The organism is Micromonospora sp. NPDC049201, from assembly GCF_055586805.1.
This window is the reverse complement of record NZ_JBVJHM010000007.1, coordinates 299,518-325,016: the sequence shown is the minus strand read 5'-3', so window position 1 is coordinate 325,016 and position 25,499 is coordinate 299,518. Positions and strand designations below refer to the sequence as shown.

Sequence of the window (25,499 nt, the reverse complement as noted above, 5' to 3'; positions counted from 1 at the left end):
TCGGTGCCGGCGGGCTGCGCGGGACGAGCAGCGTCAAACGGTCAGCAGGGCATGGACCGGGCGCGGAGCGAGGCGCTCCCGCCCCTGGAGGAAGCCCAGCTCCAGCAGGACGGTGAAGCCGGCGACCGTGCCGCCGGCCCGCTCCACCAGGTCGAGCGTGGCCTCGGCGGTGCCGCCGGTGGCCAGCACGTCGTCCAGCACCAGCACCCGGTGCCCGGCGGTGAACGCGTCCTGGTGCACCTCCAGCGTCGCCTCGCCGTACTCCAGCGCGTACGAGGCGGAGTGGGTGGCGCGGGGCAGCTTGCCGGCCTTGCGTACCGGCACCACGCCGACGCCGGTGGCGTACGCGACGGCGGCGGCCAGCACGAACCCGCGCGCCTCGATGCCGGCCACCACGTCGAAGGACTCCGGACCGTGGTACGCGATGATCCGGTCGATCACCTCACGGAACGCCACGCCGTCGGCGAAGAGCGGCATCAGATCCTTGAACATGACCCCCGGCTTGGGGAAGTCCGGCACGTCCAGCAGCCGGCTGGCGACCAGCCGGGCAGCCTCGGGACCGCTGTCTCCCCGTACGCCGGTGGTGTGCGTCTCCGTCACGATGCGTCCCATGTCCTCTCGAAACGACGACGGCGTCCGTCATGCCGTGGTAACAGCATGACGGACGCCGTCCGGTCGATCTTCTCGGGTCCTGCGGTCAGCGGCGCTTCGCGCCGCCCGGCCGGTTCCCCCCGCCGCCGCTGGGCCGACCGCCCCGGGCGCCGCTGGGGCGCTTGCCGGTCGGCCGGGAGCCGACCTTGGGGGCGGCGCCGGCCAGCGCCGCGTCCGCCTCGATCGGCTGGTCACCGGTCGACGCGGGACGCGGGGCGCCCTTCGGCGTGACCTCGCCCCGGGCGATGGCCGCCCGGCGGGAGAGCACCCGCTTGTTGTGCGCGCTGATCCGCGGGTCCTGGTTCTTCAGCAGCACCAGCAGCGGGGTGGCCAGCAGGATCGAGGTCAGGAACGCCACCGCCATGCCGACGAAGAGCACCAGGCCCAGGTCCTTCAGGGTGCCGGCGCCGAGCAGGCCGGCGCCGATGAACAGCAGGCCGCCGACGGGGAGCAGCGCCACCACCGACGTGTTCAGCGAACGCATGAGGCTCTGGTTGAGCGCCAGGTTCGACGCCTCGCCGTAGGTGAGGTTGTTGTTGGCGGTGATGCCCCGCGTGTTCTCCTGCACCTTGTCGAAGACCACCACCACGTCGTAGAGCGCGAAGCCCAGGATGGTGAGGAAGCCGATGATCGTCGACGGGGTGACCTCGAAGCCGACAAGCGAGTAGATGCCCGAGGTGAGGACCAGGTTGGTGAGCAGCGAGACGATCGCGGCGACCGCCATCCGCCACTCGAAGCGCAGCACCAGGTAGATCGACACCACGGCGAGGAAGATCAGCAGGCCGAGGAACGCGCGGGAGGTGACCTGGCTGCCCCAGGCCTCGGAGACCTGGCTGCCGCTGATCTGGTCGGCCGGGATGCCGAACTCCTGCGCCATCGCGGTCTTGGCCGCGTTGGCCTGCTCCTGGCTGAGCTGCCCGGTGCGCATCTCGTAGGTCTCGCCGCCGGCCCCGCCGACCTTCTGCGCGGTGACCACCTCGACGCCGGGGGCCTCCTTGGCCAGCACGTCGTCGATCGTGCGCTCGGCCTGGTCGAGCGTGCCGACGCTGGCCGGCACCTGGAACGAGTTGCCGCCGGCGAACTCGATGCCGAGCTTGAACCCGTTGATCGCGAAGCTCAGCACCGCGATCAGCACCAGCGCGCCGGCCACGCCGAACCACAGCTTGCGCTTGCCGACGATGTTGAGATCGGCCTCGCCCCGGTAGAGCCGGGCGGCCAGACCACTCTTAGCCATCTCAGGCCTCCTTGACGCGCGGGTTGCGGGCGGTGCCCGGCTCGGCCGACCGGGCCGGCAGCGCCCGGCCCAGACCGCTGACCCGCGGGGACAGGAACGCCCGGGTGCGGGCGAACATCGTCATGATCGGGTGACGGAAGAGGAACACGACGACCAGGTCGAGCACGGTCGCCAGGCCGAGCGCGAAGGCGAAGCCCTTCACCGCGCCGACCGACACGATGTAGAGCACCACGGCCGACATCAGCGTGATGGCGTTCGCCGAGATGATCGTCCGGCGGGCCCGGATCCAGGCGCGGGGCACCGCGCTGCGCGGGCTGCGGCCCTCGCGGATCTCGTCCTTGAGGCGTTCGAAGTAGATGACGAACGAGTCCGCCGCCACACCGAGTGAGACGATCATGCCGGCGATGCCGGCGAGCGTGAGCGTGAAGCCGATCGACCGGCCCAGCACCACCAGCGCGCCGAAGACCAGCAGCGCGGAGAGCACCAGGCTGAGGAAGATGACCGAGCCCAGCAGCCGGTAGTAGAAGAACGAGTAGATGATGACCAGCAGCATGCCGATGCCGGCGGCCAGCAGGCCGGCCCGCAGGTGGCTGTCACCGAGCGTCGCGGTGACGTTCTGGCTCTCCTGCGGCTCGAACGTGACCGGCAGCGCGCCGTAGCGGAGCTGGCTGGCCAGCGCGTTCGCCGACTTGTTGTCGAAGCTGCCGGTGATCTGCGAGTCGCCGGTGAGCACGCCCTGGATCTCCGGCGAGGAGACGATCTCGTTGTCCAGCACCACGGCGACCCGGCACTTGCCGTCCTGGCCGAGCGCGGTCTGGTCGCAGGCCTGGCCCTCGTTGTTGAACGCCTCGCGGGTCAGCGCGGTCCACTTCTCCTGGCCGTCACCCTTGAAGGTGAGGCTGACCACCCAGGCGCTGGTCTGGTCGAGCTGGGCGGAGGCGTTCTTGACGTCGGTGCCCTCCACCTTGGCCACGTCGAGCAGGTACTTCGCGCCGGACTCGCACGCCACCGCCTTCTGCTTCGGGTCGTTGATCGAGCCGGCCGGCCGCTTGTCGAGCTGGGCACAGGTGATGGTCGGGACGTTGAACTGCATCTCGACCGGGAGCACCGCGGTCTCCTGCGGGGAGAGCGTGCCGAACGGCTTGAACGCGGCGGCCTGCGCCGGATCGGCCGGGGCCTGGAGCCCGGAGGCGGCGGCCCAGGCGGCCGCGCCCACCTTCTGCTCGACGGCCTTGCGCTGCTGCTCGATGCTCTGCGGCACCGGCGCGGCGCTGGCGCTCGGCGCGGCGCTCGCCGGGGCCGACGGCGTCGGCGTGGCGCTCGGCGCGGGGGCCATGCCGCCCTGCCCGCCGGCGCTCGGCGACGCGGTGACCTTGGCGCTGGCGCTCGGCTTCGGCGACGCGCTGCCGGACGGCTTCGGCGAGGCGCTGCCCGAGGGCTTGGCGCTGCCGGACGGGACCGCCGAGGCGCTGGGGCTCGGCGCCGGGGCGGCGGCCGCGCCGCTGCCGTCGGTGGCCTTGAGCACCTTGCGGAAGCGCAGCTCGGCGGCGCTGCCCACGTCGGTCAGGTCACGGTTCTCGCCGGGCAGGGAGATGACGATGTTCCGGTTGCCCTCGGTGACCACCTCCGCCTCGGCCACGCCGTAGGCGTTGACCCGGCTCTCGATGATCTGGCGCGCCTCTTCGAGGTTCTCGGCGGTCGGCGGCTTGCCGTCCACCGTGTTGGTGGCCTCGAGCGTCAGCCGGGTGCCGCCGATGAGGTCCAGACCGAGCCGGGGCTCCAGCCGGTCCTTCCAGCCACCGCTGGCGCCGCCCGAGAAGAACACCAAAAGATAGAGGACGACGAAGATGAACCCGAGCACGGCGAGTTGCCGTCCGGGGCGCATCTGTCCCTGAGGTGGTGCCACGGCTGTCCTGTCTCCCTGTACGGTCGCGCCGCTTCCACGGCGACGACAACTGTCGGGCCGGGGGTGTCCGCCCGACTGCTCCGGCTGGCCGGCACCGGCGACCGGCACGCGGACCCGGGCACGACGCGGGGGCGTCGCGCGGGTCCGGCCGCGTGCCGACGACGGACGCCGACCCAACTATCCACTTATGGGGGTGGTTCCGCTGCCCCGTTCGGGGCGACCGGTCACTCCTTGACCGACTCGGCTTCCTCGCTGATGGTCTCGGCCTCGGGCGCCTCGGCCCGCTTGACCACCCGGGCCACGGCGGGACGCGCGTACCGGGTCTGCACGCCGGGGGCGACCTCGAGCAGGACCGTCTCGTCCTCGACCACGGTGACCGTGCCGTGCAGGCCGCCGATGGTGACCACCTCGTCGCCCGGGGCGAGAGCGGACTGCATCTGCTCCGCCTCCCGGCGGCGCTTCTGCTGCGGACGGATCATCATGAAGTACATGACGACGAAGAGCAGAGCGATCATGAGGATCGGCGTCAGACCGCCGGCTCCCCCGCCACTCGCTGCTGCGTAAAGCACGGTGTCGACCTTCCGGTTGGCCCCCGCCGGCCCCGGGGGGCACCGCAGCGGAGGCGGATTCTCACGTCCTGTACAGACCGCGGCGAAGTCTAGTCCCTGCTCCTGAGAAGACCGAATGCGGCACAGATCACGTTAGGATCACGGCCGATCGGTCTGCGTCGAGAACAGATCGGGCCCCGGAGGGGCTTCCATGCCAAATGTACCATTCGGGGGGTTGCGCCCCAGGTGCCGCCAGGCGGCCTCGGTCGCCACCCGGCCCCGGGGCGTCCGGGCCAGCAGCCCGGCCCGCACCAGGAACGGCTCGCAGACCTCCTCGACCGTGTCCGGCTGCTCCCCCACCGCCACCGCGAGGGTGGAGACCCCGACCGGGCCGCCCCGGAACGAGTCCACCAGCGCCTTGAGCACCGCCCGGTCGAGCCGGTCCAGGCCGAGCGCGTCCACGTCGTAGACGGTCAGCGCGGACCGGGCGGTCTCCACCGTGACCACGCCGTCGGCGCGGACCTCGGCGTAGTCCCGGACCCGGCGCAGCAGCCGGTTGGCGATCCGCGGCGTGCCCCGGGATCGGCCGGCGATCTCCGCCGCGCCCTCCGGCGTGATCGGCACGCCGAGGATCCGGGCGGACCGGTGCAACAGCGTCTTGAGGTCGGCCGGGGAGTAGAAGTCCAGGTGCGCGACGAAGCCGAACCGGTCGCGCATCGGGCCGGTCAGCAGGCCCGACCGGGTGGTGGCGCCGACCAGCGTGAACGGTTCCACGTCCAGCGGGATGGCGGTCGCGCCGGGCCCCTTGCCCACCACCACGTCCACCCGGAAGTCCTCCATGGCGCTGTAGAGCAGCTCCTCGGCCGGCTTGGCGATCCGGTGGATCTCGTCGATGAACAGCACGTCGCCCTCGGCGAGGCTGGTCAGGATCGCGGCCAGGTCACCGGACCGCTCGATCGCCGGACCGCTTGTCACCCGGATGCCGGCGCCCAGCTCGGCCGCCACGATGTTGGCCAGGCTGGTCTTCCCGAGCCCGGGCGGGCCGGAGAGCAGGATGTGGTCCGGCGGGGAACCGCGCCGCATCGCGCCCTGCAACAGCAGGTCGAGCTGGTCGCGGACCCGGTCCTGGGCGATGAACTCGGCGAGCCGCTTCGGCCGGACGCTGGCCTCCGCGTCCAGCTCCGCGTCGCTGACGTACGCCGAGACCAGGTTCTCGTTGCTCATCCGCGCGCTCCCCCCGACGGCCGGCCGACCGGCCTCATCGGGTGCGGCCCAGCAGGCGGATGGCCTGCTTGAGCAGGACCGGCACCGGCGGGGTCGCGCCGTCGACGGTCTCCGCGACCGCGGCCACCGCCTGCTCGGCCTGGGCCGCCGACCAGCCGAGCCCGACCAGCGCCTGACGCACCTGCTCCGGCCAGGCGCCGGCGGTCACCCCCGCCGCGCCGTCCGGGCCGATCGCCACCGGGCCGATCCGGTCGCGCAGCTCCAGCACGAGCCGCTCGGCGCCCTTCTTGCCGATCCCCGGCACCCGGGTCAGCGCCGCGGTGTCGGCGTTGGCGATGGCCTTGCGGACCGCGTCCGGGGTGTGCACGGCGAGCACCGCCTGCGCCAGCCGCGGGCCGACCCCGCTGGCGGTCTGGAGCAGCTCGAAGAGCTGCTTCGCGTCGTCGTCGGCGAAGCCGTAGAGGGTGAGCGAGTCCTCCCGGACCACCAGGCTGGTGGCCAGCCGGGCCGGCTGGCCGACCCGCAGGTCGGCGAGCGTGCCGGGGGCGCACTGCACGGCCAGGCCGATGCCGCCCACCTCCACCACCGCGTGATCCGGACCGGTCGCGGTCACGGTGCCGCGCACACTCGCGATCATCGTCGCACCCCTCCTCGTCGGGCCTGGTCGGCGGCCGCGGCCAGCTTGGACCGGGTGCCGCCCCGCCAGACATGGCAGATGGCCAGCGCCAGCGCGTCGGCGGCGTCGGCCGGTTTCGGCGGCTCGGCCAGCCGCAGCAGGCGGGTGACCATGGTGGTCATCTGCTTCTTGTCGGCCTGACCGGAACCGGTCACCGCCGCCTTCACCTCGCTCGGGGTGTAGGTCGTCACCGGCAGCCCGGCCCGCGCGCCGGCGAGCACCGCGATGCCGCTCGCCTGGGCGGTGCCCATCACGGTGCGCACGTTGTGCTGGCTGAACACGCGTTCCACGGCGACCGCGTCCGGCCGGTGCTCGGCGACCAGGTCGGTGAGCGACCGGTCCAGGTGCAGCAGGCGCAGCGGCAGGTCGTCCCCGGGATCGGTGTGGACGACGTAGTAGGCGACAAGCGTGCACGCGCGCCCGGGGAAGCCCTCGACCACGCCGACCCCGCACCGGGTCAGCCCCGGGTCGACGCCCAGCACGCGCACGCCGCCTCCTCCCCGAGCCGTCAGCAGTACGTGTGTTCGACACACCCTACTGGTCGGGTCCCACCAGCGGACGGGCGGACACGCCGGGGGCGGAAGGGGGCGGAACGCACCACACACCGAAGCGGTCGAGTATGTGTCGCCGCCCCATGTGCCCGGGGCCACACGCCTCGTAACTTCTTGCGCCATGACGGCAGAACCGGTGGCGGTCCCCCACGTCGTACACGTCGACCTCTCCGGTCGCAACGCGCTGGTGACCGGTGGTGGCAGCGGCATCGGACGGGCCTGCGCCCTGCGGCTGGCGGCGGCCGGCGCCTCGGTCGTGGTGCTGGACCGCAACGTGGAGGCGGCCAAGGCGGTCGCCGCCGAGGCCGGGGGCCGGGCCGAGGGCGTCGACCTGGCCGACCCGGAGGCGGTGGGCCGGCTCGAGGTGGACGCCGACATCGTGGTGAACAACGCCGGCCTGCAACACGTCGCGCCGGTGCAGGAGTTCCCGGTCGAGCGGTTCGAGTACATCCAGCGGGTGATGGTCGAGGCGCCGTTCCTGTTGATCCGCCGGGCGCTGCCCCGGATGTACGCGAACGGCTGGGGCCGGATCGTCAACATCTCCTCGGTGCACGGGCTGCGCGCCTCGCCGTTCAAGGCGGCGTACGTCTCGGCGAAGCACGCCCTCGAAGGGCTGTCCAAGGTGGTCGCGCTGGAGGGCGCCGCGCACGGCGTGACGGCCAACTGCATCAATCCGGCGTACGTGCGGACCGCGCTGGTGGAGAGCCAGATCGCCGACCAGGCAGCCAGTCACGGCATCGGCGAGGACGAGGTGGTCGAGAAGATCATGCTGGCGCGGGCGGCGATCAAGCGGCTGATCGAGCCGGAGGAGGTGGCGGAGTTGGTGGCGTACCTGTGCGCACCGCCGGCCGCGTTCCTCACCGGCGCCTCGATCGCCCTCGACGGGGGCTGGACGGCCAACTAGTGGCGCCGCGCACAATGTCGGTCATGTCGTCGCCGGTGGAGTTCCTGGAGCTGCTGGCCCGTGAGGCCGCCGCGGTCGAGTTCGAGGGTCCGCTGGTCGCCGCGCGCGCCGCCGGACTGCCCGCCGACCGGCTGGCCGAGCTGGAGCAGGCGAAGGTGGTGGCGCTGCGGGTCCGGGCGCTGCTGGAGCGCCGCCGGCGTCGGGAGACCGAGCTGTCCGGCCTGTACGACACCGCCAGCGACCTGGCCGGCCTGCGGGACCTGGACGACGTGCTGCGCGCGATCGTGCACCGGGCCCGGATCCTGCTCGGCACCGACGTGGCGTACATGACGCTCAACGACGACGAGCGCGGCGACACGTACATGCGGGTCACCGACGGGTCGATCTCGGCCCGGTTCCAGCGGCTGCGGCTGGAGATGGGCGACGGGCTGGGCGGTCTGGTGGCGCAGACCGGCACCCCGTACGTCACCTCGAACTACCAGGAGGACGAGCGGTTCCGGCACACCGGGGAGATCGACGGCGGGGTGGGCGAGGAGGGCCTGGTGGCCATCCTGGGAGTGCCGCTGCGGCTGGGCTCCAGCGTGATCGGCGTGCTCTACGCGGCCAACCGCTCGGCGCGCCCGTTCGCCCGGGAGGAGGTGTCGCTGCTGGTCTCACTGGGGGCGCACGCCGCGGTGGCGATCGACACCGCCCGGCTGCTGGCCGAGACACGGGCCGCGCTGGCGGAGTTGTCGGCGGCGAACGGCACGATCCGGGCGCACAGCAGCTCGGTGGAGCGGGCCGCCGCCGCGCACGACCGGATGACCGCGCTGGTGGTACGCGGCGGCGGGATGGAGGACGTGGCGGCCGCGGTGACCGAGGTGCTCGGCGGCGCGCTGCTGGCGCTGGACGCCGAGGGGCGGCGGCTGGCCCGGGTCGGCGAGATCGACGAGCCGGACCGGGCGGACATCGTGGAGGCGGTCGCCGCGTCCCGCACCGAGGGGCGCAGCGTACGCCGGGGGCCGCTCTGGTACGCCGCGGTGGTGGCAGGCGCCGAGAACCTGGGCGCGCTGGTGCTGCGCCCGGACGACGAGCTGGTCGACGCCGACCAGCGCATCCTGGAGCGGGCCGCGCTGGTGACCGCGTTGCTGCTGCTGTTCCGCCGCACGGTGGCCGAGGCGGAGGGGCGGGTCCGGGGCGAGCTGCTGGACGACCTGATCGCCCGCCCGTTGCGGGACGCCGACGCGCTGCGCGGCCGGGCCCGCCGGATCGGGGTGGACCTGGACGCCCCGCACGTGCTGGTGGCGGTCGGTGACGACGCGTTCGCCGAGACCGGTTCGGCCCGGCAGCGGGTGCTCTCCTGGGCCACCACGTACGCCTCGACGCGGGGCGGACTGGCCGCGGCGCGGGACGGGCGGGTGGTGCTGATGCTGCCCGGCCGGGACGCCGGCGGCGCGGCCCGCGCGGTGGCCCGGGACCTGTCCCGGGTGACCGGCCGCCCGGTGACCGCCGGGGCGAGCGGGCCGTCGACCGGTCCGGCGTCGCTGGCGGTGACGTTCGCCGAGGCGGAGCGCTGCCTGACCGCGCTCGGCGCGCTGGGCCGGGCCGGGCAGGGCGCGAGCACCGCGGAGCTGGGCTTCGTCGGGCTGCTGCTCGGGGCGGTCGGCGACGCGGGCGACCGGGACGTGGCCCGGTTCCTGACCGCCACGGTGGGGCCGGTGGTCGACTACGACGCCCGGCGGGGCACCGCGCTGGTGCGGACGCTGGAGGCGTACTTCGGGGTGGGCGGCAGCCTGGCCCGGGCGGCCGAGCAGCTGCACGTGCACGTGAACACCGTGACCCAGCGGCTGGAGCGGGTCGGGCAGTTGCTCGGCGCCGACTGGCAGAAGCCGGAGCGGGCGCTGGAGGTGCAGCTCGCGCTGCGCCTGCACCGGCTGCGCACCCCGGCCGGCTGACGTCGCCGCGCACCCCGGCCGGCGACGCGCGGGGCGGGCGTCAGCGGGCGCGCAGGCCGTCCAGGACGGCGTCCACGATCCGCTCGGGCAGGATGCGTTCGTCCAGCTCGGGGTGCCAGTGCAGCATGCGCTGGGCGAGCATCGGCGCGGTGAGCAGCGCCATGGCCACCTCGATGTCGAGGTCGGCGCGCAGCTCACCGCTGTCCGTCGCGCGGCGCAGCACCTCGCGCATGGCCTGCCGCCGGGGCTCGATGATCGCCTCGTATGCCTGCCGGTGGGCGGAGCTGCGGCTCACCTCGGGCACCAGGCAGGGCATGATCTTGCGGGCCCGGGGGTCGGTGTGCTGGCCCACGGCGCCGACCAGCAGCACCAGGTCGTCCCGGACGGAACGCCCGCCGGGGCGTGGCGGGACGCCCTTGAGCCGGCGCAGCGCGTCCAGCAGCAGCGCCTCCTTGCCCGACCAGCGGCGGTAGATGGTGGCCTTGCCGACCCCGGCCCGGGCCGCGATCGCCTCGATGGAGAGCGCCTCGATCGTGCTGCCCTCGGCGAGCAGGTCGAGGGTGGCCTCCACGATCGCCTCGTCGGCGCGGGTGCTCCGCGGTCGACCCGGCGATCGCGGAGCACCCGTCGTGGACGTCATGTCAGACATTGTCCACGAACCTACGCGGTCCCGGCCAACTCCGGCTCGGTGGCCGGAGCGGTGGTGGGCGCGACGACCGCCCGCCCCGGCATCCACCGCACCACGATCACGACGCCCAGCGCCGCCACCAGCGCGGAGATGCCGGCGGCCCAGTGCATCGCGGAGACGAAGGAGTCGTTGGCGGCGTCGATCAGTTGCGGCGCGGCCGGGCCGAGGCGGTCGGCGACCGCGTACGCGCCGGAGACCGACTCCCGGGCGGCGTCGCGGACCGGGGCGGGCAGCGCGGCCACCGCGGGGCCGACCTGGTCGCGGTAGACCGCGGAGAGCACCGAGCCGAGCACCGCCACGCCGAGCGCGCCGGCCACCTGGCGGACCGTGTTGCTGACCGCCGAGCCCACGCCGGCCTTCTCCCGGGGCAGCGCCGACATGATCGACTCGGTGGCCGGCGGCATGATGTTGGCCATTCCGGCGCCCTGCACGAAGCCCACCGCCGAGAAGATCCAGATGGGCGTGTCCGCGTCGATGAACACGAACGCGGCGAGCGCGATCGTGGTCAGCAGCAGCCCGACCGCGGCGACCGCCCGTCCGCCGTAGCGACGGACCATGGCGGCGCTGCGCGGCGCGAAGATCAGCTGGGCGGCCGCGAAGGGCAGGAAGAGCAGGCCGCTCTCCAGCGGGCTGTAGCCGCGCACGAGCTGGAGGTAGAACGCGCCGAAGAACATCACGCCCATGGCGGCGAAGAAGACCAGCCCGACCAGCGCCACCGGGGCGGCGAACCGGGGCACCCGGAACAGCCGCACGTCCAGCGACGGGTGGTCACTGCGCAGCTCGTGGGCGACGAACCAGCCGAGCACCGCGAGCCCGCCGACGATCGCGGCCCAGACCTGCGGCCGGCCGAAGCCGTGCTCGCCACCGTCGATGATGCCGTAGGTGAGGGCGACCAGGCCGACCACGGAGAGCAGCACGCCGAGCACGTCCACCCGGCCGGGGGCGGGATCCCGGGACTCGGGGACCAGCATCGCCACCAGCGCCACGCCGACCACCACCACCGGCACGTTGATCAGGAAGACCGAGCCCCACCAGAAGTGCTCCAGCAGGGCGCCGCCGAGCACCGGGCCGATGGCCACGGCGAGACCGACCGCGCCGGCCCAGACGCCGATCGCGCGGGCGCGCTCGCGCGGGTCGAAGACGTTGGAGATGATCGAGAGCGTCACCGGCATGATGGCGGCGCCGCCGACGCCCATCAGGGCCCGCGCGCCGATGAGCTGCGCCGGGTCCTGCGCGTACGCGGAGAGCAGCGAGGCCAGCCCGAACAGCACCAGCCCGAGGATCAGGAAGCGCCGGCGGCCGAACCGGTCGCCAAGCACGCCGAACGTGAAGAGCAGGCCGGCGAAGACGAGGGTGTAGGAGTTGATCGCCCACTCCAGGTCGCCCTGGCTGGCCCCGAGACCGTGCACCGGGTCGGCGAGCGTGCGCAGGGCGACGTTGAGGATGGTGTTGTCGAGGACGACCACGAGCAGGCTGATCACCAGCACGCCCAGGATCGCCCACCTCCTCGGGTGTCCGGTGTTCTCGTGCGCTTCCATCTGGGTTCTCCCCCCGACTCACCCGCGTCCGAATACGATACGGGGCAGACTCGTAACGCTGCCGAGCGTAGGTGAGCGAGTTTCGATACGGAACAGGTCCGTATCGGATGTGTGCCAGGTCACGCCGAGGCGTACCCACCCCTTGCGCGTGCCGCACCGCCCCACGCCCGCGCCGCCCCCACCCCGCGCCGTCCCGCCTCGTCCCGTCCCGTGCGCCTGTTTCACGGAAAGAGTGGCCTTCGGGGCCCAGTTAGCCACTATTTCCGTGAAACAGGGCACCGGGGTTTCGCGGCCCCGGGGCGAGGGTGGGGGACCTCGGGGCGAGGGCCCGCGGCCAGCGCCAGCCGGAGCACCGCGTCCCGCACCGGCGGCAGCCGCCGGGCCTGGGCGCGCCGCCCCGCCCACCGCACGCCGGCCGCGATCCGCTGCCGGCGGCGGGCCTGTCGTACGCCCGCAGCGCGGCCGGCAGGTCGTCGGCGTCGCGGACGCACTCGGCCAGCGCGACCGCGGGCGGGCACGGCTGGCCGAGTGGGGGGCCGCTGGTCGCGGCGCTCGGCTCCACCGATCCGGCGACCGCTTCCGGGCCTGCTCGCGCTCGTCGACGGGCTCCTCGGCAACCAGCTCGCCGCCCCGGAGGAGGCGTTCGATCCGGAGTCGGTGGTGGCCGCCCTGCGGCACGGCTTCCGCGCCGGCTGAGCACCACCGACGGCGCGCCCGCCAAGCGGGCCGCCACCGACGATGCGCCCGCCAAACGGGCGCCCACCGACGATGCGCCCGCCAAGCGGGGCGCCCGTCTCTACCGGAGGCGTTAAGCGGGGGCCCCGCCTTTCAGGCAGGCGGCGGTGGCCTCGGCGAGGGTGGCGAGGCGGCGGGGGGCGGCGGGGCCGGGCGGGAACGGCTCGATCCAGCCCGGCCCGGCGGCGAGCAGACGGACGTCCGGGACGTCCCGCCGGAGCCGGACCAGGCGGTACGCCCGACCGGTCACCGGGGTCTGCGACCAGACCACCACCACCCGGGGCCGGACCCGGGCCACGGCGCTGGCCAGCGCGGACCAGGGCAGGGCAGGGCCCAGATGCAGGCAGCCCCGACCGCGCTCGCGCAGCGCCGCCGCCAGGGCGTGCAGCCCCAGGCAGTGCGTCTCGTGCTCGGCGCCGGCGAGCAGCACCCCCTCGACCGGCAGCGGTCGGGTCGGTTCCCGGCGGAACACGTCCAGCCCGACCCGGACGCCCTCGGACAGGGAGTGCTCGACCGCGATCTCGACGGCGCTGTGCCCGCGCAGCGCGCCCAGCAGCGGCAGGCAGACCTGCTCCCAGAAGGGCGCGACCCCGACCTCGGCGGCGAGGTCGAGCACCAGCCCGGCGACCTGGTTGTCGTCCAGGTCCTCGGCGGCGGTGATGAGCCGTTTACGGGCCGACTCGGCGGCCCCGGCCGGCATGTTCTCGGTCAGCAACGGACGTACCCCCGGGTAGCTCTGCTACCTGGAGGTTCGTCCGGGCGGCCCGATCCGGATGCGCCACCGGGAGGTTCATTCGCGCCGGGCGGCTCCCCGACGCCGGGCCAGGTGCGCGACAGTGCCCCAGACGCCCCGCCGGAACAGCAGCACGACCAGCACGAAGATGCCGCCGGTGACCAGCCCGATGGCCTCGAACCCGGAGAACGACAGCCAGTCCTCCAGCCGGACCACCAGCGCCGCGCCGAGCACGCCGCCCCACAGCGTGCCGATGCCGCCGAGCACCACCACGATGACCGCCTTGCCGGACGTGGTCCAGTGCAGCACGTCCAGCGAGACGAACCGGTGACCGACGGCGAACAGCCCACCGCCGAGCCCGGCGAGGAACCCGGAGAGCACGAACGCGGTCAGCTTGTAACGGTGCACCGGGTAGCCCAGCGCGCGGGCCCGCGCCGGGTTGTCCCGGATGCCGACCAGCACCCGACCGAACGGCGAGTGCACGATCCGCCACGCCGCGAGCAACCCGAGCAGCACGATCGGCAGGATCGCGTAGTAGAAGTAGTAGTCGTCGGTGAGGTCGGCGCCGAAGAACGCGCGCGGCACGCCCTGGAGGCCGTTCTCGCCCTGGGTCACCGAGCGCCACTCGTTGGCCACGTAGTAGACCATCTGCGCGAACGCCAGCGTGACCATCGCGAAGTAGATCCCGGTGCGCCTCACCGCCAGGTAGCCGATCGGCAGCGCGAGCAGCGCCGCGGCCAGCGCCCCGGCCAGCACCGCGGCCGGGAACGGCAGGCCGGCGTGGATCGCGACCAGCCCGGTGACGTACGCCGAGGTGCCCCAGAACGCGGCGTGCCCGAACGACATCAGCCCGGTGAAGCCGAGCAGCAGGTCCACCGAGACGGCGAACAGCGCCCAGCACAGGATGTCCACCGCGACCGCCGGGTAGAGCCCGTTGGGCAGCCAGAGCGCCACCAGCAGGCCGGCGGCCAGCAGCGCGTACCGGACCCAGCCGGGCGCCCGCGCGACGGCGAGCAGCCCGGAGCGCGGGGCCGGCGTCTTGACGGGGGCGTCCACCGCACTACTCACGCCGAGTTGGCCGGGCATGCCCTCACGGCCCTCACTCCGCTCGGTGCGCTCGGTCATGCCGAGTTGGCCGGGCATGCCCTCACGGCCCTCACTCCGCTCGGTGCGCTCGGTCATGCCGGGGCCTCCTCTCGGCCGAACAGGCCGGCCGGGCGCCACAGCAGCACGGCGGCCATCACCACGAACACGACGGTCTGCGACACGAGCGGGTAGTCGGACAGGTACGCCTCGCCCCACGCCTGGATCAGGCCGATGCCGAAGCCGGCGGCGACCGAGCCGAAGATCGAGCCGAGCCCGCCGATCACCACCACCGCGAAGACCACGATGATCAGGTCGGCGCCCATCAGCGGGTTGACCGCCCGCATGGGGGCGGCGAGCACCCCGGCCAGCCCGGCGAGCGCGATGCCGAAGCCGAAGACCGGGGTGACCCACCTCCCCACGTCGATGCCGAACGCCCGGGTCAGCTCCGGCCGCTCGGTGGCGGCCCGGACCACCATGCCGATCCGGGTCCGCCCGAGCACCCACCAGACCGCCACGCAGAGCAGCACGGTGAAGCCGAGGATGAACACCCGGTACGTCGGGAAGTCGAAGAGCCCGAAGTCGACGGTCCCGCTCAGCTCGGCGGGCGTGGCGTACGGGCTGGACTGCACGCCGTACCGGGACTTGACCAGGTCCTGCAGGATCAGCGTCAGGCCGAAGGTGAGCAGGAAGTTGTAGAGCGGGTCGAGCCGGGTGAGCCGGTGGATCACCGCCCGTTCCAGCGCCATGCCGAGCAGGCCCAGCGCCAGCGGCATGATCACCAACGCGGCCCAGAACGGCACGCCCGCCTCGGCCAGCAGCACGTACGCCCCGAACGCGCCGAGCATGTAGAACGCGCCGTGGGCGAAGTTCACCACCCGGAGCACGCCGAAGATGACCGCGAGCCCGAGCGCGAGCAGGGCGTAGAACGCCCCGCCCACCAGCCCGTTGAACGTGTTCTGCAGGAAGCCGGACATGTCAGAGCTTGCAGTCGGCCGACGGGGCGCGGAACGCCTCGGCCGCCGGGATGGTCTTGAGGACCTTCACGTAGTCCCACGGCTCCTTGACCTCGGCCTGCGGCTTAACCTGCGCCAGGTAGGCGTCGTGCACGACCCGGTGGTCCTCCGCGCGGATCTTGCCGTTGCGCAGGAACAGGTCGTTGATCTTCTTGCCCTCCAGCTCCTTGACCACGGCGTCGGCGTCGTCGGTGCCGGCGGCCTGCACCGCCTCCAGGTACTGCATGGCGGCGGAGTAGTTGGCCGCGTGCGCGAACGACGGCCGGGTTCCGGTCTCGGACTGGAACCGGTCCGCCCACTCCCGGTTCTGCTTGTCGAAGTTCCAGTACCAGGCGTCGGTGTAGGTGGTGCCGGCCAGCGCGGCCGGGGTGAGCGAGTGGATGTCGGTGATGAACATCAGGCCGACGGCCAGCCCGACGCCCTTCTCCCGCAGCTTGAACTCGTTGTACTGCTTGACCACGTTGACCAGCTCCGCGCCGGCCTGCATGGTGCCGAGCACCTGCGGCTTCGGGTTCAGCGTCGGCGCCTTGAGCAGGAACGACGAGTAGTCGCCGCTGGTGTTCGGGAACGGCGCGCCGTCCTTACCCACGACCTGCCCGCCGGCCGCGCCGATGGCGGCCGTGAAGCTCTTCTCCATGTCCTGTCCGAACGCGTAGTTCGGGTACAGGATGTACCAGTTCTTGCCGACCTGCTCGGTGGTCACCGTGCCGGTGCCGTGCGCCAGCATGTAGGTGTCGTACGCGTAGTGGAACGTGTACCTGTTGCAGCTCTTGCCGGTCAGATCCGTCGTCGCCGCGCCGATGTTGAAGTAGAGCTTCTTCTTCTCCTTTGCCACGTCGGCGACCTTCAACGCGGCCGACGAGGTCGGCACGTCCAGGATCGCGTCGACGCCCTTGCGGTCGACCATCTCCTGGGCCTTGCTGTTGGCCACGTCCGGCTTGTTCTGGTGGTCGGCGGTCTCCACGCTGATGTTCTTCGTGACCGCGTCGTCGCCGTGCTTGGCCTTGAAGTCGGCGATGGCCATCTCCACGGCCTTCACCGAGTTGCGCCCGGACAGCTCCGAGTAGGCGCCCGACTGGTCGTTGAGCACGCCCAGCACGATCTTGTCGCCGGTCAGCTTCGAGTCACCGCCGGACTGCGGGCCACCGCCGCCGCAGCCGGCCACCAGCAGCGCCGCCGCCGAGGCGGCGGCCACACCCACGCTCCTACGCATGGTCATCCCCTTCGTCGCCGCGCGGTAGGCGCGGGTTCGGCCGTCGACTGTCAGATCCCGAGGTACGCCAGCAGCTCGCGTTCCCGCGAGCGCACCTCCGTGTTCTCCATCGCCTCCGCGATCCGGCCCTCGGCCAGCAGGTAGTGCCGGTCGGCGACGCCGGTGGCGAAGTGCAGGTTCTGTTCCACCAGCAGCACGGTCACGCCGTGCCGCTTGGCCTCCCGCAGCAGGTCGCCGACCTGCTGCACGAGCAACGGCGACAGCCCTTCGGTGGGCTCGTCGCAGAGCAGCAGCCGGGCGCCCATGCGCAGCACCCGGGCCAGCGCGAGCATCTGCTGCTCGCCGCCGGAGAGCATGGTCGCGGCCGAGTCGCGCCGGGCGTGCAGCGCGGGGAACGCCTCGTACACCCGCGCCAGCGGCCACGGGTCCGGGCCGACCCGGGGCGGCAGCGTCAGGTTCTCGGTGACCGTGAGCGTGGCGTACGCGCCCCGGTCGTCGGGGACCCAGCCGAGCCCGGCCCGCGCCCGCTTGTACGCCGGCAGCCGGGAGATGTCCCGCCCGTCGAGGTGCACCGTGCCGCGCTGGCCGGGGTGCAGCCCCATCACGGACCGCAGCAGGGTGGACTTGCCGGCGCCGTTGCGCCCGACCAGCGTGACCACCTCGCCGGCGGCCACCTCCAGGCTCACCTCGCGCAGCACCTGGGCCTCGCCGTACCAGGCGGACAGGTTCTCAATGCGCAGCATCGCTGGCTCCCAGGTAGGCGGTGATGACCCGCTCGTCGGCGCGGACCTGCTCGTACGGCCCCTCGACCAGCACGGTGCCGGCCTGGAGGACGGTGACCGTGTCGGCGAGCCGGCCCACCACGCTCATGTTGTGCTCGACCATGACCACGGTCCGTCCGGCGCGGACGGTGGCGATCAGCTCGACGGTGCGGTCGACGTCCTCCAGACCCATCCCGGCGGTCGGCTCGTCGAGCAGCAGCACCTTCGGGTCGAGGGCGAGCGCGATGGCCAGCTCCAGGGCCCGCTTGCGCCCGTACGCGAGCGCCTCGGCCGGGGCCTCGGCGAGGTCGGCGAGACCGACCATGGCCAGCAGTTCGTCGGCCCGGTCCCGGTAGCGGCGCATCAGCTTCGCCGACCGCCAGAACCGCCAGCCCAGCCCGCTGGGCGACTGGAGCGCCAACTCGACGTGCTCGCGCGCGCCGAGCTGCGGGAAGAGGCTGGTGATCTGGAACGACCGGGCCACGCCGAGCCGGGCCACCCGCTCCGGGGGCAGCCCGGTGACGTCCCGGCCGTCCAGCTCGATCCGGCCGCCACTGGGCGGCAGGAAGCCGGTGAGCAGGTTGAACAGCGTGGTCTTGCCGGCGCCGTTCGGGCCCACCAGGGCGTGCACGGTGCCCGACGCCACGTCCAGGTCGACGCGATCGACGGCCCGGAAACCCCGGAAGTCCCGGGTCAGCCCACGGGCCGACAGGATCGCTTGCCCGGCCATCGCCTCACCCTCCGCAGGTCCGTCCGCCACGGCCGGGTCGGTGACCGGGGTCACAGGGCCGTCGCGTGCAGGAAACCTACGGGGCGTCGAACGGGTCGAACCATGTCGATGCGCCACACATTCCCCCCGCCCGGCACGGGGCGGACCTCCACAGGCGCCGGGCGCTCCCGACCCGTCGGCGGCCGTCGACATGTGGCCCGGCGCCGTGCCCGGGCCGGCTCCCGCGACCGGGCCGGCTCCCGGCAACCGGGTAGCGGACCCGGCCCGGCGACCGGATGACGGGCTCACCGGCCGACGGCGTACTCCGGCAGGTCGAGCCCGTCGGCGTGGCTGAAGAACAGCCGGGTGGCGAGCCCGCGCATCGGCCGGGACGCCAGCACCCGCATCGACGCGTCCCGCATCCGGATCGCGGCCCGGCCGGCCGGCAGGAACCCGGCGAGCCCACCGCCCGGGATCTCCTGCCCCTTCGCCACGTGCGCCCGCAGCCGCTCCTCGAAACGCCGGTAACCGGTCCGGTGGTCGCCCCCGGCGGCGGCCAGCTCGCCGGCCAACAGGTACGCGCCGACCAGCGCGAGGCTGGTGCCCTGCCCGGTCAACGGGGACGGGCACCAGGCCGCGTCGCCGAGCAACCCGACCCGGCCCGCGTGCCACGAGTCCATCCGCACCTGGGCGTACCTGTCGAAGTAGAAGTCGGTGGCGGCGGGCGCGGCGGCCAGCAGCTCGGCCGCGCGCCAGCCCACGTCGGCGAACCGCTCGGCCAGCAGCCGCTGCTGGGCGGCCCGGTCCCGCCGGTCCACGTCGAGCGCGTCGGAGCGGAAGCTGAACAGCGCCGCGGTGCGGCCGTCCCGGGTCGGCCGGACGCCGACCACCCGACCGCCGGGCGCGTTGTGCATCAGGAACCACCCGTCGGCGTCCGGACACGGGGTGGAGAAGTACGCCAGGTACGCCCCGAGCGGCCGGACGTACGCCGACTCCGGGCCGAACGCCAACGCCCGGGTGCGGGAGTGCGAGCCGTCCGCGCCGACCACCAGGTCGACGGTGCGCGGGGCGGAGCGGTCGAAGGTGAGCCGCACCCCGTCGGCGTCCTGCGCCAGGGTCTCGATCGAGTCGTCGAAGACGTACTCGACGTGGTCGCGGGTCGCCTCGTACAGCAGCCGGGCCAGGTCACCGCGCTGGATCTCCAGGTCGGCGACGATGCCCTCCCCGCCGAACGCCGCCACCGGCAGCCGGGCCCGGGTCCGGCCGCGCGCGTCCACGTACGCCATGCCGTGTTCGCGGACGCCGACGGCCCGGACCCGGTCGGTCAGTCCCATCCGGTCGAGCACGGTCCGGGCGGTCCCCCGCACGTCGACCGCCTGCCCGCCGGGACGCAGCCCCGGCGCGCGTTCCACCACGGTCACCGCCCAGCCGTGCCGGGCCAGCCAGAAGGCGAGCGCCGGGCCGGCCACGCCGGCCCCGGAGATGAGCACTGTCGGTTCGTTCATCGGGTCTCCCCTGTTCGCACCCGTCGGTCGGGTCGGACGCTAGGTCCGCCCGGCCGGCGGGACGCGCGGCGACCTAGTACGCCGCCCGCGCACGGCCCCCGGGCCGCCCACCGCACTAGTACGCTTCGGCGCGGAGGTGCCGGGATGCCAGCGCAGCACGGGCCGCGGCCGCAGCCGCCGTACCAGCGGATCGCCACCGAGATCCGGCACCGGATCGAGCGGGGCGAGCTGCGACCGGGCGACCGGGTGCCCTCGGCCCGGCAGCTCACCCGCGAACACGGCATCGCCATCGCCACCGCGACCCGGGTGCTGGCCCGCCTGCGCGACGACGGCCTGGTGCTCACCCGGCCGGGCGCCGGCACGGTGGTGGCCGAGCCCACCGGTCCGGCCCGACCGGCGCGGTCGCGACCCGAGCTGAGCCGCGACCGGGTGCTACGGACCGCGGTCGCGCTGGCCGACGCCGGCGGGCTCGGCGCGGTCTCGCTGCGGTCGGTCGCCGCCGAGCTGGGCGTACCCACGCTCTCGCTGCACCGGCACGTGCGCAGCCGGGACGAGCTGATCCTGGCGATGATCGACGCGGCGCTGGCCGAAACGCCGCTGCCTGCGGTCGAGCCGGCCGGTTGGCGGGCCCGGCTGGAGGCGCTGGCCCGGGCGCAGTGGGCGATCTACCGGCGGCACCGCTGGGTGCCGCACGTCATCACCATCGCCCGGCCGCAGCCGCTGCCGCACGGCATGGCGCACACCGACCGGGCGCTGCGGGCCACCGCCGGCCTGGGCCTGGACCGCCACGCGCGCTGGCACGTGGCGATCACGCTGATGGCGTACGTGAAGGGCGTCGCGGTCAACCTGGAGGCCGGCGCGCAGGCGGTGCAGGACACCGGGCTCACCGACGAGGAGTGGGTGGACCGGCAGCAGGACACGTTCCACCGCCTGATGGCCGGCGGTCGGCTGGCCACCATGGACGCGCTGACCGCGGGCGGCGTCAACCTGGACCTGGAGACGGTCTTCGACTTCGGCCTGCGACGGCTGCTCGACGGCGTGGCGGTCCTGGTCGAGGGTGGGGCTCAGTCCGGGAACGTGACCACCCAGCGGGCGCCCTCGCCCCGGGCCAGCCGGTCCAGCGCGGCGGGCGCCTCGGCCAGCGACACCGTGCCGCTGACCAGCGGCGCCAGGTCGAGGTCACCGGCGGCGAGCGCGGCGGCCAACTCCGGCACCTCCCGGTCCGGGTCGGTCGAGCCGTAGACCGAGGAGCGCAGCGTACGCGCCGAGTGGAAGATCTCCATCGCGGAGAGGCTGAGCAGGTCGTCCCGGCCGCCCATGCCGACCACGGTGACCGCGCCCCCGCGCCGGGTCGCCCGCCAGGCGGCGCGGATGGTGGCGGCCCGGCCGACGCACTCGAACGCGTGGTCCACCCCGCGCCCGTCGGTGCGGGCCCGGATCTCCCGGCTCAGCGCGTCGTCGGCGGGCAGGAAGTCGGTCGCGCCGGCGGCCAGGGCCAGCTCCCGTTTGGCCGCCACCACGTCGACGGCGAGGATCGGCGCCGCGCCGGCCCGGCGCGCGGCGGTGAGCACGGCCAGCCCGACGCCGCCCAGCCCGATCACCGCGACCGACTCGCCGGCGGCGACCCGGGCGGTGTTGCGGACCGCGCCGGTGCCGGTGAGCACCGCGCAGCCCAGCAGCGCCGCCTGCGCCGGCGGCAGCCCGGCCGGCACCGGCACGGCCGCCCGTTCCGGCACCACCACCTCCTCGGCGAGCGCGCCGAGCCCGAGCGTGACCTGCATCGGCTCCCCGTCGGCGGTCTCGCCGCGCGGCACCGAGGCGGCGCCGTTCGCGACGCAGAGCCAGGGCTCGCCGTGCCGGCAGTGCCAGCAGTCGCGGCAGGCGGGCGCCCAGTTGAGCACCACCGGCGTGCCCACGGGCAACGCGGTGCCCGGCCCGATCTCGACCACCACGCCGGTCGCCTCGTGCCCCAGCACCAGCGGGTACCCGGGCGTCAGCGTGCCGTGCACCATGGCCAGATCGGAGTGGCACAGGCCGGCGGCGCGGATCCGGACCCGCAGCTCACCCGGGCCCGGGGCGGGCAGGCGCACCTCCTCGACGGCCGGGGTCGCGCCCGGGCCGCGTACCACGAGCGCCCTCATCGCCGGACCGCCGGCAGCGGGCGCGGGACGGGCGGTGTGGCGACGGGATCCATGGCGTCCTTCGAGGGCGGAGATCGACTGTGGGTCCTCGACGCTACCCGACCAGCTTGGAGCCGACGCCGACCCGAGGATCGGTGGCCACCTGGCCTGAGCCGGGGCTCAACCCGTCAGCGCCTCCAGTGCCAGGTCGACGTCCGCCTCGGTGGTGTAGAGGTGGAACGAGGCGCGCACCCGGCCGGCCCGCACCGCCGCCCGCACCCCGGCCCGGGCCAGCTTCTCCTGCGCGTCCGGCACCTCGACGGTGACGATCGCGCTGTCGCCGGGCGGTCGCCCCAGCCCGGCCAGGAACCGGTTGGCCAGCGCCACGTCGTGGTCACGCACCGCCACCGGGTCGAGTTCGGCGAGCAGCTCCAGCACCGGGGCCGCGCCGGCGTAGCAGAGCCAGGACGGGGAGATGTCGAACCGGCGGGCGTCGTCGGCCAGCCGCAGCGGCAGGCCGTAGAACGAGGCGCTCGGGTCGCGGCCGGCGTACCAACCGGCGGCGTCGGCACGCATCCGCTCGCGCAGCGCCGGCGCCAGGTAGGCGAAGGCCGCACCACGCGGCGCCATCAACCACTTGTACGCCCCCACCAGCACCGCGTCCGCCCGGTCCGCCGCGAACGGCAGCCACCCGCAGGCCTGGGTGGCGTCGACCACCACGAGCGCGTCGTGTGCCCGGGCCGCCGCGACGATCTCGTCGTACGGGGCGACCGTGCCGTCGGCGGACTGCACCAGGCTGAACGCCACCAGGTCGGTGTCGGCGTCGATGGCGTCGACCAGGCCGTCGAGCGGGACGGTGCGTACCCGCACGCCGCGCTCCTCCTGCACCAACCAGGGGAACAGGATCGAGGTGAACTCGACCTCGGGCACCACCACCGTGGTCCCCGGCGGCAGCGCCGCCGCGATCGGTGCCGCCAACTGGGAGACGGCCGCGCCGATGCTCACGTCGGCCGCGTCCACGCCGACCAGCCGGGCGAACGCGGCCCGGGAGCGCCCGACCGACTCGTCCCACACCTCGAACGACACCCGGCCGCTCCGCCACTCGGCGAGCACCTGCTGCACCGCCGTCCACACCGGATCGGGCGGCAACCCGTAGGTCGCCGTGTTCAACCAGCCCGGCTCCGGTTGCCACAACTTCCGTGCCTGCTCCAGCTCCATACCACCGACGCTAACCACCCCCACCCCCACCCAACACCGCCAATCCCACCCCCGTGGCCCACCCCGTCCCTCCCCTCCCCTCCCGTCCTCCCCTCCCCCACTCCCCTCGCCGATCTTGCGGTTTCGGCCCCTTCGATGGGCGCTTCGTCCGTTTCGCCGGGGCAGGAAGTGCAAGATCGCGCGAGGGGGGGTGGGGTCAGGGGGTGGTGGAGGTGGTGAGGGGGCGGGTGGGGCGGGGTGAGGGGGCGGTTTCGGGGGAGGGCTCGTCGTCGTCCTCGTCGAGCATGCTGGTCTCGTCGAACGGGCGGTCGCCGGAGAGCACGGCGCGCGCCTGGTCCCGGTCGAACTCCCCGGTCCAGGTGCCGACCAGCACGGTCGCCACCGCGTTGCCGGCGAAGTTGGTCAGCGCCCGGGCCTCCGACATGAACCGGTCGATGCCGACGATCAGGCCGACGCCGTCGACCAGGTCCGGCCGGTGCGACTGGAGGCCGCCGGCCAGCGTGGCCAGCCCGGCGCCGGTCACGCCGGCCGCGCCCTTGGACGCGATCACCATGAACACCAACAGCGAGATCTGCTCCCCGACCGCGAGCGGCTTGCCCAGCGCGTCGGCCACGAAGAGCGCGGCCATGGTCAGGTAGATCGCGGTGCCGTCGAGGTTGAACGAGTACCCGGTGGGGACCGTGATGCCGACCACCGGCCGGCTGACGCCGACGTGCTCCATCTTCGCGATCAGCCGGGGCAGCGCCGACTCCGACGACGAGGTGGACAGGATCAGCAGGAACTCGCGGCCCAGGTAGCGCAGCAGCGAGAAGATCGAGATCCCGGCGATCAGGCGCAGCAGCAGGCCGAGCACCACGATCACGAAGATCAGGCAGGTGGCGTAGAAGCCGAGCATGATCTGGGCCAGGCTCTTCAGCGCGTCCACGCCGGTGGCGCCGACCACCGCCGCCATCGCGCCGAACGCGCCGATCGGCGCCAGCCACATGATCATCGCCAGCACCTTGAAGACCAGGCGCTGGAGCACGCCGATCGCCCGCAGCACCGGCTCGCCCCGACGGCCCATGCCCTGCACCGCGAAGCCGACCAGCAGCGCCACCAGCAGGGTCTGCAACACCTCGCCCTCGGTCAGCGCGGAGACCAGCGTGGTCGGGATGATGCCGAGCAGGAAGTCGACGGTGCCGCCGCCCTCCTCCCCGGCCGCGGACCGGCCCGCGTCGGCCACGTCCGGCCCCAGGTCCAGGCCGGCGCCGGGGTGGATGACGTTGCCGACCACCAGGCCGATCGCCAGCGCCACGGTGGACATGACCAGGAAGTAGCCGAGCGCGAGACCACCGACCTTGCCCACCTTGGCCGCCTGCCGGACCGAACCGACCCCGAGCACGATGGTGCAGAAGATGACCGGGCTGATCATCATCTTGATCAGGTTCACGAAGCCGGTGCCGAGCGGTTTCAGCGCCTTTCCGACGTCCGGTGCGAGCAGGCCGACCACGATGCCGGCGACGACGGCGGCGATGACCGCCAGGTAGAGGTACCGGGTCCGGTCCCGGCGGGCGGGCCGGACGTCCTCGGGGGCGGGGGTGGTGTCCATGCCCATACTGTGACGCAGGTCTCAGCGAACCGCACGAGGGGCGGGCAGGTCAGCGAGCGCGGCCACCAGCTCCGCCCGGACCCGGTCCAGCGGCCAGGCGGCCAGCTCGGGCAGGCCGTGCCGCGCCCGCAGTCGCCGCACCGCCGCCAGGCCGACCAGGTAGCCGCAGCGCGCGGGCAGGTCGCCGCGCAGCGGCGAGTCCCGTTTGAGGAAGTAGGCGGCGTGGTGGTCCGGGTCGGTGGCGTCCAGGTCGGCCCGGACCCGGCCCAGGATCTCCGACCACCGGTGGCGACACTCGTCCAGCCAGGCCCGGTGGCCGGGACGACCGAACCACAGGTACGCCTCCGGCGGCCGGCCCGGGTCCAGTTCGGCGGTGACCTGGGTGGCCAGCCCTTCGGCGAAGAGATGGGTCGCCACCCCGTGCTCGGGCCAGCGGCGGATGCCGGCCCGCCGGTCGTGCACCACGTGCGCGACCTCGTGCCGCACCAGCAGCCCGACGTCCTCCCCCGGGCCGAGCAGTTCCACGGCGAGGAAGAGCGCGTAGCGACCGCCCAGGTCGTCGGCCCAGCCGTTGGCCTGGTGCAGCCCGACCAGCACCACGCACTCGACCGGTCCACCCTGACCCGACCAGCCCAGCGCGCCGGCCACGTCCGCGACACCGGCGGGCAGCAGTCCGCGTACCGCCTCGGCGCGGGCGGCCAGGTCGGCGGCCCGGTCGCGGAGCCCGGCCACGGCGGCCGTCACGGACGCCGGTTCGGACCAGTCGCCGTCCCGGTCGAGCACCCGGAACACGTCCGGGTGCCGGTCCAGGTAGCCGGACCGCCAGTGCCACGGCCAGCGGTCGGCCGGCGCGGACCGGCATTCGCGCAGGCAGGCCAGCGCGTCGGGCACGAGGTCACGTACGCGCAGCAGATGATCGGGCGGCATCCCGTCGATGCTGCCCGATCATCGGCCGGGCCGCTCG

23 protein-coding genes and 1 pseudogene are annotated in these 25,499 nt (G+C 73.8%); 4 read left to right on the top strand and 20 right to left on the bottom strand.

Annotated features, from left to right (window positions below; all coding sequences use genetic code 11):
• Window positions 1–33: 33 nt before the first annotated feature.
• The 7 genes from ACZ6O5_RS17585 to ruvC all read right to left on the bottom strand — a co-directional run bounded on the left by ACZ6O5_RS17585 (window position 34) and on the right by ruvC (window position 6,727).
• Complete coding sequence (locus ACZ6O5_RS17585; protein ID WP_107161313.1) at window positions 34–600, bottom strand: adenine phosphoribosyltransferase; 567 nt, start codon at window positions 598–600, stop codon at window positions 34–36.
• A 97-nt stretch (window positions 601–697) separates the two neighbouring features.
• Window positions 698–1,885, bottom strand: a complete 1,188-nt coding sequence (secF, locus tag ACZ6O5_RS17580; RefSeq protein WP_425787030.1) for a protein translocase subunit SecF — start codon at window positions 1,883–1,885, stop codon at window positions 698–700.
• 1 nt (window position 1,886) lies between these two features.
• On the bottom strand, window positions 1,887–3,791 hold the full coding sequence (gene secD / locus ACZ6O5_RS17575) for a protein translocase subunit SecD (protein WP_465978308.1): 1,905 nt from the start codon (window positions 3,789–3,791) through the stop codon (window positions 1,887–1,889).
• Between the two features lie 224 nt (window positions 3,792–4,015).
• Window positions 4,016–4,360 carry a preprotein translocase subunit YajC gene (gene yajC, locus ACZ6O5_RS17570; RefSeq protein ID WP_278106464.1) on the bottom strand — a complete coding sequence of 115 codons (345 nt, stop codon included), beginning with the start codon at window positions 4,358–4,360 and terminating at the stop codon, window positions 4,016–4,018.
• A 138-nt stretch (window positions 4,361–4,498) separates the two neighbouring features.
• Window positions 4,499–5,563 (bottom strand): Holliday junction branch migration DNA helicase RuvB, encoded by a 1,065-nt coding sequence (ruvB, locus tag ACZ6O5_RS17565; protein WP_281939657.1) that lies wholly within the window; start codon window positions 5,561–5,563, stop codon window positions 4,499–4,501.
• Window positions 5,564–5,597: 34 nt separating this feature from the next.
• Window positions 5,598–6,200: a Holliday junction branch migration protein RuvA gene (gene ruvA, locus ACZ6O5_RS17560; protein ID WP_357300388.1), complete on the bottom strand. Its 603-nt coding sequence runs from the start codon at window positions 6,198–6,200 to the stop codon at window positions 5,598–5,600.
• Window positions 6,197–6,727 (bottom strand): crossover junction endodeoxyribonuclease RuvC, encoded by a 531-nt coding sequence (gene ruvC, locus ACZ6O5_RS17555; RefSeq protein ID WP_465978305.1) that lies wholly within the window; start codon window positions 6,725–6,727, stop codon window positions 6,197–6,199. Before ruvC ends, ruvA begins: the two co-directional genes overlap by 4 nt.
• A gap of 184 nt (window positions 6,728–6,911) precedes the next feature.
• Between ruvC and ACZ6O5_RS17550 the strand changes: the two genes are divergently transcribed.
• Together ACZ6O5_RS17550 and ACZ6O5_RS17545 are read left to right on the top strand one after the other, a co-directional pair.
• The gene (locus tag ACZ6O5_RS17550) at window positions 6,912–7,694 is read left to right on the top strand and encodes a 3-hydroxybutyrate dehydrogenase (protein ID WP_357300392.1); all 783 of its coding nucleotides are present in this window, start codon (window positions 6,912–6,914) and stop codon (window positions 7,692–7,694) included.
• Window positions 7,695–7,708: 14 nt separating this feature from the next.
• A complete protein-coding gene (locus ACZ6O5_RS17545) occupies window positions 7,709–9,628 on the top strand; it encodes a helix-turn-helix domain-containing protein (RefSeq protein ID WP_281939651.1) in 1,920 nt (639 codons plus the stop codon).
• A gap of 40 nt (window positions 9,629–9,668) precedes the next feature.
• On the opposite strand, the gene ACZ6O5_RS17540 is transcribed toward ACZ6O5_RS17545, so the two are convergent.
• Together ACZ6O5_RS17540 and ACZ6O5_RS17535 are read right to left on the bottom strand one after the other, a co-directional pair.
• Window positions 9,669–10,277 (bottom strand): TetR/AcrR family transcriptional regulator, encoded by a 609-nt coding sequence (locus ACZ6O5_RS17540; protein ID WP_281939650.1) that lies wholly within the window; start codon window positions 10,275–10,277, stop codon window positions 9,669–9,671.
• A gap of 11 nt (window positions 10,278–10,288) precedes the next feature.
• On the bottom strand, window positions 10,289–11,854 hold the full coding sequence (locus tag ACZ6O5_RS17535) for an MFS transporter (RefSeq protein WP_465978302.1): 1,566 nt from the start codon (window positions 11,852–11,854) through the stop codon (window positions 10,289–10,291).
• 528 nt (window positions 11,855–12,382) lie between these two features.
• On the opposite strand from ACZ6O5_RS17535, the gene ACZ6O5_RS17530 reads away from it, so the two are divergent.
• The gene (locus ACZ6O5_RS17530; protein WP_465978300.1) at window positions 12,383–12,550 is read left to right on the top strand and encodes a hypothetical protein; all 168 of its coding nucleotides are present in this window, start codon (window positions 12,383–12,385) and stop codon (window positions 12,548–12,550) included.
• A gap of 112 nt (window positions 12,551–12,662) precedes the next feature.
• Here ACZ6O5_RS17530 and ACZ6O5_RS17525 read toward each other — a convergent pair whose 3' ends face one another.
• The 7 genes from ACZ6O5_RS17525 to ACZ6O5_RS17495 form a co-directional block, all read right to left on the bottom strand.
• The gene (locus tag ACZ6O5_RS17525) at window positions 12,663–13,304 is read right to left on the bottom strand and encodes a transcriptional regulator (RefSeq protein WP_465978298.1); all 642 of its coding nucleotides are present in this window, start codon (window positions 13,302–13,304) and stop codon (window positions 12,663–12,665) included.
• A 75-nt stretch (window positions 13,305–13,379) separates the two neighbouring features.
• On the bottom strand, window positions 13,380–14,390 hold the full coding sequence (locus tag ACZ6O5_RS17520) for a branched-chain amino acid ABC transporter permease (protein WP_465978494.1): 1,011 nt from the start codon (window positions 14,388–14,390) through the stop codon (window positions 13,380–13,382).
• Between the two features lie 110 nt (window positions 14,391–14,500).
• Window positions 14,501–15,382 carry a branched-chain amino acid ABC transporter permease gene (locus ACZ6O5_RS17515; protein ID WP_465978296.1) on the bottom strand — a complete coding sequence of 294 codons (882 nt, stop codon included), beginning with the start codon at window positions 15,380–15,382 and terminating at the stop codon, window positions 14,501–14,503.
• 1 nt (window position 15,383) lies between these two features.
• A complete protein-coding gene (locus ACZ6O5_RS17510; RefSeq protein WP_465978295.1) occupies window positions 15,384–16,640 on the bottom strand; it encodes an ABC transporter substrate-binding protein in 1,257 nt (418 codons plus the stop codon).
• Window positions 16,641–16,684: 44 nt separating this feature from the next.
• Window positions 16,685–17,377 (bottom strand): ABC transporter ATP-binding protein, encoded by a 693-nt coding sequence (locus ACZ6O5_RS17505; protein WP_107161231.1) that lies wholly within the window; start codon window positions 17,375–17,377, stop codon window positions 16,685–16,687.
• Complete coding sequence (locus ACZ6O5_RS17500; protein ID WP_465978292.1) at window positions 17,364–18,125, bottom strand: ABC transporter ATP-binding protein; 762 nt, start codon at window positions 18,123–18,125, stop codon at window positions 17,364–17,366. Before ACZ6O5_RS17500 ends, ACZ6O5_RS17505 begins: the two co-directional genes overlap by 14 nt.
• Before the next feature lie 284 nt (window positions 18,126–18,409).
• Window positions 18,410–19,609 (bottom strand): FAD-dependent monooxygenase, encoded by a 1,200-nt coding sequence (locus ACZ6O5_RS17495; RefSeq protein ID WP_465978290.1) that lies wholly within the window; start codon window positions 19,607–19,609, stop codon window positions 18,410–18,412.
• A gap of 144 nt (window positions 19,610–19,753) precedes the next feature.
• Between ACZ6O5_RS17495 and ACZ6O5_RS17490 the strand changes: the two are divergent.
• A pseudogene (locus ACZ6O5_RS17490) lies at window positions 19,754–20,644 on the top strand (TetR/AcrR family transcriptional regulator C-terminal domain-containing protein); the annotation flags it as partial.
• A 29-nt stretch (window positions 20,645–20,673) separates the two neighbouring features.
• On the opposite strand, the gene ACZ6O5_RS17485 reads toward ACZ6O5_RS17490, so the two are convergent.
• The 4 genes from ACZ6O5_RS17485 to ACZ6O5_RS17470 all read right to left on the bottom strand — a co-directional run bounded on the left by ACZ6O5_RS17485 (window position 20,674) and on the right by ACZ6O5_RS17470 (window position 25,462).
• Window positions 20,674–21,750 (bottom strand): alcohol dehydrogenase catalytic domain-containing protein, encoded by a 1,077-nt coding sequence (locus ACZ6O5_RS17485; protein ID WP_465978288.1) that lies wholly within the window; start codon window positions 21,748–21,750, stop codon window positions 20,674–20,676.
• Between the two features lie 159 nt (window positions 21,751–21,909).
• Window positions 21,910–22,947 carry an aminotransferase class V-fold PLP-dependent enzyme gene (locus ACZ6O5_RS17480; RefSeq protein ID WP_465978287.1) on the bottom strand — a complete coding sequence of 346 codons (1,038 nt, stop codon included), beginning with the start codon at window positions 22,945–22,947 and terminating at the stop codon, window positions 21,910–21,912.
• 196 nt (window positions 22,948–23,143) lie between these two features.
• A complete protein-coding gene (locus ACZ6O5_RS17475; protein WP_465978286.1) occupies window positions 23,144–24,535 on the bottom strand; it encodes a cation:dicarboxylate symporter family transporter in 1,392 nt (463 codons plus the stop codon).
• 21 nt (window positions 24,536–24,556) lie between these two features.
• On the bottom strand, window positions 24,557–25,462 hold the full coding sequence (locus ACZ6O5_RS17470; protein ID WP_465978284.1) for a hypothetical protein: 906 nt from the start codon (window positions 25,460–25,462) through the stop codon (window positions 24,557–24,559).
• Window positions 25,463–25,499: the final 37 nt, after the last annotated feature.